The organism is Paenibacillus ehimensis NBRC 15659, assembly GCF_004000785.1.
GTDB classification, from domain to species: domain Bacteria; phylum Bacillota; class Bacilli; order Paenibacillales; family NBRC-103111; genus Paenibacillus_G; species Paenibacillus_G ehimensis.
Genome location: NZ_BILX01000145.1, coordinates 1 through 6,382, shown reverse-complemented (window position 1 = coordinate 6,382; position 6,382 = coordinate 1). Strand labels below are relative to the sequence as shown.

General features: G+C 38.0%; 7 protein-coding genes. 5 read left to right on the top strand and 2 right to left on the bottom strand.

Annotated elements, in window-relative coordinates:
• Nucleotides 1-542: 542 nt before the first annotated feature.
• The gene (locus PEH01S_RS35700) at nt 543-1,355 is read right to left on the bottom strand and encodes a transcriptional regulator (protein ID WP_246063144.1); all 813 of its coding nucleotides are present in this window, start codon (nt 1,353-1,355) and stop codon (nt 543-545) included.
• A gap of 293 nt (nt 1,356-1,648) precedes the next feature.
• Nucleotides 1,649-1,807: a helix-turn-helix domain-containing protein gene (locus PEH01S_RS35695; protein ID WP_246063143.1), complete on the bottom strand. Its 159-nt coding sequence runs from the start codon at nt 1,805-1,807 to the stop codon at nt 1,649-1,651.
• 336 nt (nt 1,808-2,143) lie between these two features.
• Here PEH01S_RS35695 and PEH01S_RS33705 point away from each other — a divergent pair, with 336 nt between their 5' ends.
• The 5 genes from PEH01S_RS33705 to PEH01S_RS33685 all read left to right on the top strand — a co-directional run bounded on the left by PEH01S_RS33705 (nt 2,144) and on the right by PEH01S_RS33685 (nt 6,092).
• The gene (locus PEH01S_RS33705) at nt 2,144-2,452 is read left to right on the top strand and encodes a hypothetical protein (RefSeq protein ID WP_127490404.1); all 309 of its coding nucleotides are present in this window, start codon (nt 2,144-2,146) and stop codon (nt 2,450-2,452) included.
• Between the two features lie 36 nt (nt 2,453-2,488).
• Nucleotides 2,489-3,703, top strand: coding sequence for a hypothetical protein (locus tag PEH01S_RS33700; protein ID WP_127490403.1), 1,215 nt, complete (start codon nt 2,489-2,491; stop codon nt 3,701-3,703).
• A gap of 125 nt (nt 3,704-3,828) precedes the next feature.
• Nucleotides 3,829-4,629: a stalk domain-containing protein gene (locus PEH01S_RS33695; protein WP_127490402.1), complete on the top strand. Its 801-nt coding sequence runs from the start codon at nt 3,829-3,831 to the stop codon at nt 4,627-4,629.
• Nucleotides 4,630-4,803: 174 nt separating this feature from the next.
• Nucleotides 4,804-5,472, top strand: coding sequence for a M23 family metallopeptidase (locus PEH01S_RS33690; protein WP_127490401.1), 669 nt, complete (start codon nt 4,804-4,806; stop codon nt 5,470-5,472).
• A gap of 74 nt (nt 5,473-5,546) precedes the next feature.
• Nucleotides 5,547-6,092, top strand: coding sequence for a DUF4309 domain-containing protein (locus PEH01S_RS33685; RefSeq protein WP_164828137.1), 546 nt, complete (start codon nt 5,547-5,549; stop codon nt 6,090-6,092).
• Nucleotides 6,093-6,382: the final 290 nt, after the last annotated feature.

The following is a 6,382-nucleotide window of genomic DNA, read 5'->3' as shown; positions in this document are numbered from 1 at the left end:
CTCACACATCGTATTTTTCGAATTTGAGCAATTAAAACGTATCTATCTAATTGTTGGCTCAATTGGACAACATATTCACTCGTTAAGCTTTCGCCTTACTGTACTGCCTCTTTCAGTTGGTTCAGGATGTTTTCCATATCGTTCTGCAATGCTTCATCGCTGATATCAATTTGGGAATAATCCTCCTTTCTGGATACTGATAAGAGCATATAACATTCTCCTTTTTCAACGGTTGTAATTTGTCTTTTTACAAATCAACTGTATCATACATCTCACAAAAACCTTATTATTCCATTTCATGCAACGAATGTTTGCAAGGCACACAAAAAAAGAACAGGTATATAACGACCTGTTCTTGAGAAAAATTTATATTTCATTTCGAAATCAGAATCCGGGATCAATATCATTGTATAAAATAATTCGGCCCGGATTTGCATCTGGCGGAACAACAAACATAGTTCCGATCACAGCCAAAGATAAAGCCATAAGCAAGACAAACTTCTTCACAGTGTCCACTTCCGATTAAGTATGATTTTTACAATTTATCTATATGCCTCCTTCAGTTTAATTATATGTTTAAGCTCAAGGGATTTCGACAGGTTAATGTTAATTTTTAACAATTCTTTCATGCATTTATCTTTTTCATCTAAAGCGTTTACGCTACTGAACAATTCTAAACTCTTCACAAAGCTTTCAATACCCTCGTCAAGCAAACCTTTACTAAACTGATAGAAGCCTTTATATCTATGAAATCTCCCAAAAGTTGTGTATTTATGCGGTGTTTGTGGATGCTCAGGTAATAATTCTTCTTCCTTCTCTAATATCTCAGCAATTGACTCAAGATCCCCTAATTGAAAGTAAATCTCCAGAAGTTCGTCAGCAATATGCAACCTATATTCTTTTCCTAGTTCCACTAAATATTGCCGAAGCATGGGTATCGCTACATCATATTCTCTTTTTCTCCCTTTTGTGAAGGCTTTAGTCGCCTTGGCAGGTACGACTACAAAATCATTTTTCATCTTTTCAAATATGTTTAGGTGTCTCTCAACTGCTTCAAAGTCTCGTAGTTGGGAAAACGAATTTATCATCGCCAGATAAGCCCTTGCTTTAAGCTCGGTATCTTCCTCCTCTAGCAAAAGACCTTTCTCACACAGTTGTATGCATTCTTCAAATTTTTTGATTGCATAAGCATGCAATGCCATTCTGAAGTAAGACGTAATTTTCTCTTCGCGCGATAAAAAGTTAGTGTAATATAAAATTTCTTGACCCATTTGAAATGTTTTTTCCAGTTGTTTCAAATCGTTCCTTTCAATCAAGTACTTTTGCAGTAGCCCTTTAGCTACGTAATGCGGCACCCCGCGTTCTCTTGAAAAACTAATAATTAACGAATAGAGCGATATTTTCAGCGAATCATTATTTACTGTTTTGGTAAAGTCGAACAGTTGTTGAAGTGATTCTTCCGTCTCTATCGTATGCAACTCAAGTATTTCGCGTCACCACTTTTGGAACTAGACAAAAGTTCTTTTCACAGGTAGTCACCTCTTCGAGAACTTCAAACAAAGTATTAATCCGGTTTTCTTCTTGTAGGCAACACTCCATAATCTCGGAATAATGAGCAGGAAAAGCTGTGGCTATAGACTTCAAATTTTTAAATTCTAGCCGCTTCGTTTCCCCGCTCTATACGATTTAGTACACTTCTACTTACGCCCGTTAACTCCTCAAGTTCTGCGTATGTCAAGTTTTTCTCTTTTCTAAGTTGGGAGATGATATCTGAGATGGTTTTATTCTGATGCTTAATGTCCACCATAATACATACCTTCCCTTTAACTAAAATTTTTTACTGGTTAATTATAGCAAAGTATGTTCTGGCTTACAATTTATTGATTCTTACAAAATTCCCGTAATTCTTACACGAAACACAGCAATTCGATAAATTTCTACAAAACTAGACCACCCTTTGGTAATATATGTATTTACTTGTACATTTAGAGGAAACTATCGAAACAAAAATAGGCACCAATCCTCATCCCATATTTTAGGCGTTTGTGATAAATTATGTTTGAACGATGAGGTCGCGACGAATTGTTCAACCTCACTTAATTTGGAGGGATTATTCTAGGCCGTTAATATCAGAAAAAGCGTTTTGTCTGCGTCGTTAGCGTTAACATTGTGTTTTTCGGGAAGCTCTGTATTTGCCGATGCACCAAAAGAAACTGAACAAAGTTTATTGCGAAAAGCTGAGCAAAAAAGGAACTTGGACAAACAAGTACTGAAAGATCAAGGCATTAAGGATGACGTGATCGCTAAGCTTGAGAGTAACATCGATATTGTTGCTTCTTTGATCAAACCGCAAGGTGAGGCAGTTGCTTTTGCGGGAGAGGAGGGGTTAAACGATCAGCAATTAAAGAATTTAATCGACGGATTGACAACACCGCATAACAGACCCTCATGAAAATTCGAATTCTATTGAGATTTTAGGAGGTTTTGTATGAAGAAGAAAAAATTCATAGCAGTACCTATGACAGCTCTGCTGCTGGTCACTCTAATGACACCATCAAGTTTTGCTAGTGACTCCAAGGATACTTTGCCGCCCCAGACTCAACAAGTTGCTCAGGAAAAACTTCTTGCTGAAAAAGGAGTCAAGCAAGAAGAACTCCAAAAACTAGAGCCTTTTCACAAATCTATAATAAGTAATCTCATCAATGCGGGAGAAGTCAGTGATAGCGATGTGAAAAGCCTTGTTGCAGGATTTCTTGATAGAAAAACCGATGCTGAGAAACTGAAGCAAAATAAAATAGCCGTAAATCCAGAATACAAAACTCTGAAGCCCCGTAATGAATTACTTGGTAAACCAAACAACGAGATCCAACTAGAGCGATTACAAAAAGAAAGGGGCATTAAAAATCTCTCTGAATTGATCAAACCAGAAAGTTTAACTCAAGATCCATCAATAAATGATAGAACTAATACGGGCGCACTTTGGGAACTACGAACAAATGCGGGCTATTCAAGGGGGACGGCTTTTGTTGACCTTCCGTCCGTATCTCTAAATAAGACTTACGATAGATCTGCATATGTTTTTGGCGGTTTATATACCTCACAATCAGGTGCGGATCTTGGTCTTGTCACCGAAGATCCAAGCGGTACTATCTGGTATCCATGCATGTATCTTGGAGAAATAGGGTGGGAAGGTGGAAGGTTGCCGGGCGAAGATGCTGATGGTTGGTATCAATCTCCCACAGCTGCAATAAATAAGAACGTTTCTCCACGTTTATATCTAATTTGGAGCTATACGGAGGCACAGAATATTGAGTTAGAGGTATGGAATGGTTCTTATGGCAATTGGTATATCTTATCTCATATTAGTATGTGGGCACCTAATAGAAACTTTTCAACTGCTGGCACTGACGTCAAAGTCTATCAACAAGCATCCATTGCTTATGAACCGGATGGTCCTCCTATAAAAGAAGGAGATAGATATGTACAATATTATAAAGGAAACACAAGCTCCGGATCACAACTTAATTATGCTCGCTTTTCAAAAGTAGCTGTATATTGGAATAATGGTAGTTACTATCGCGTTTGGGACAGCAATGTGCCCACTGTTCAAAGTTTAGGTCATGGGAGTCTTGCTGGCTCAAAGATTTTACCTTATTTCATTACTCCTTATACCGAGAGCCAAGTGAGCATAAGATTTAATTAAACATTCATTATCAAATATGCATCTTCCTTGAATTGAGGGGGATGCATATTTTTTGGAAAAATGCGTAACTTTTCATTGGCTTAGATCGTTTAATTCATAAGGATCAGATGAAAGGGTGATTTCTTTTGAAAAAATTTGTTATGGGTGCAATAGTTGGCGCAAGTTTATCCCTTGGTGCTTCGGTACTTGCATCCAACTTTCCAGAGGTGTCCTTTTTTCCAGTTAAATATATTTTTAACAGTGTAGAAAAGCAGCTTCCCGAAGAATACGCAAGTCTCAACTATAACGGGCACGCCTACGTCCCTATTCGTTTTATAGCAGAAAACACGAAGATGAATATTGGATATGATGATAACGCTAAAGAAATTATTGTGAATTATGGAGAAAATGGACAACCAGCAGCGCCAGTACAGCTGTCGGAGCAAGTACAACCAGTGGCTTCCGCAAGACTGCCATACCAAGCGCTTAGAGGCACGTTTACTTACGGAAATGTTGTCGTAACAAAGGAAGGTTCGAATTCGAGGGTATCCTTTCAACTGGATAACGATATACCTGACAATGAAATTGGGGGAAACTTGACCTTATACGATAGTAAAGCGAATCCACTGGGAAACGCTGTGATCAACCACACATTTAAAGCTGGTATTTCCACATATGAAACCGTAATCCCAGGTGATGCGACGAACTATAAGTATGTAGCTTTGGGGATCGGCAAATCAGGAGGAGCATTATTGGATAGAACAACTCATCCGTCCACTGCTGAGATAGAAAATAATGCAATAAAAATTATTGAATCAAAAAAGGTGCCAGCCAACAAAATAGCTAATTTAGGCGATAAGATACTTAACGTTAGTCGCATTATTTCATCTATGAAGCTTACGGATAAAGAAGCCGCTGAATTAGTTGACAACATAACTTCAAATTAACCCCCCTGATGAAGATAGCAATTACCGTAGAGGAAATTGCAGCGGCAGCAAAGAGTAGGATTATTCAAGAATTGGGCGATACTGTAGGTAAAGGTGCCGCCCAAATGATCGGACAAGTAGTGGAATGGTCATCAAGTATGGTTCGAAACTCCTCCTCTAAAGTGAGTGAACAAGATGGACGAATTACTTTCGCCATTTGATAAGTGGTGCGACAAACGCGAAGTGAACAATCAGGCCCTGCTAGAAATTATTAACCTGTGCGGTTTATTTATTCTTTTGCTATCAGATGATTTCCCCGGTACCCTAGATGAAAAATATGGAAATGGAACAGAATATGTTACCATAAAGCATGACCACAAAGCCATTGAACCAGGAAAAACGAATAACAACCTCATCTCAAGGTATCTACATTTAACCAAAGATTCCCAGAAGGTAAGTACGCATCAGAGAGTATCGAAAGGCCAGAAAATTGCTGTATCAGGGAATACTGGGGCTGCAACTGGGGGTAAAGATAACAATTACCATTTGCGTCTCGACATCAATAATGTAGCTAAGGATCTTCCTGCGGATAATGAAACGATAGATCCAATGCTATTTTACCCTAATCAGTTATCCTCCTTTAAAATGGACGGTAGCGCAAGCAACGATAAAGAGCTACATCTATACGAAGACGAGGAGCATTCTCTTGACGTGTTAATGATGAATCATGTTGGCAAGGAGAAATTCGACGCTTGGTTTGATAATCTTCAACCTCATGAGCGGACAAGAACTGCGTTTAAACAGCATTTCAATATTTCCGATCAACTATTAAACGAAATCTTGAAAAAAAATGATATAAGATAAAGATAGTTGGTATAATGATACTAACTATCTTTTTTTTGTTATTTATGAAATAATACTTACGGATGTGGCTTATTGTGGAAATAAGGATATTCTTATTGATAGCTTTCATGTGGGTATTAATTGGCTGTAATGCACAAAACGATTCGAGGGAGCACAACGACAAATTAAAATCTCAGTCGATAGTAGCTATAAAAGAAGCGGCAATTAAGGGTCAAATGAAAGGTATGGAGGTCCCGTTAAAATCTACTTACTCAGAAGTTATTGAGGTGTATGGGGAGCCTAAAGGAATCTCGAATGAAGAGTGCTGGACGTATTCGTTTGGTCATTCCAAAAGTGAGGCGGACTTTTATTTTAGTCATGATTCATGTGGCGAAGATCATAATGTTTTAAAACCGGAAACAATCCTTAACAAAATTTCAGTTCCTGTTGAGTCTCTTCAAATCCAGATGACGGCAGAGGACGTAAAGCTCGCATTAAGAAAACCCGACAAAGAGTATTGGAATGAAGCATATGATGGCTATTATCTTATATATGACTTAGATCAATACCATTTGGTGTTTTTTGCAAAAGAGAAGACCGATCCTATAAATATCAGCCGGGTGCAGGTAATCACCAGCTAATGAAAGGAATGAAATAAACATTCAATGACCCTAGATTTGATTACCCTCATGGATGAAACTGACTCCATGAGTTTTTTTGTTTTTTAAGGACAAAAACACAGTTTGTCATTGTTAACCTAAGTAATGTTATCCCGCTTCTGCATATAAAAAAGAGGCTCTTTGGCCTCTGGATCATGTTAAGGATACTTCCATTTCGTCCACAAAGGTTTTTGTGTGGTATTTGCTAATCCGTTTTACTTTGGCTCTAAACTGAAGGAAGTAATTATGACGTTTGACTTTGTTCATATCAT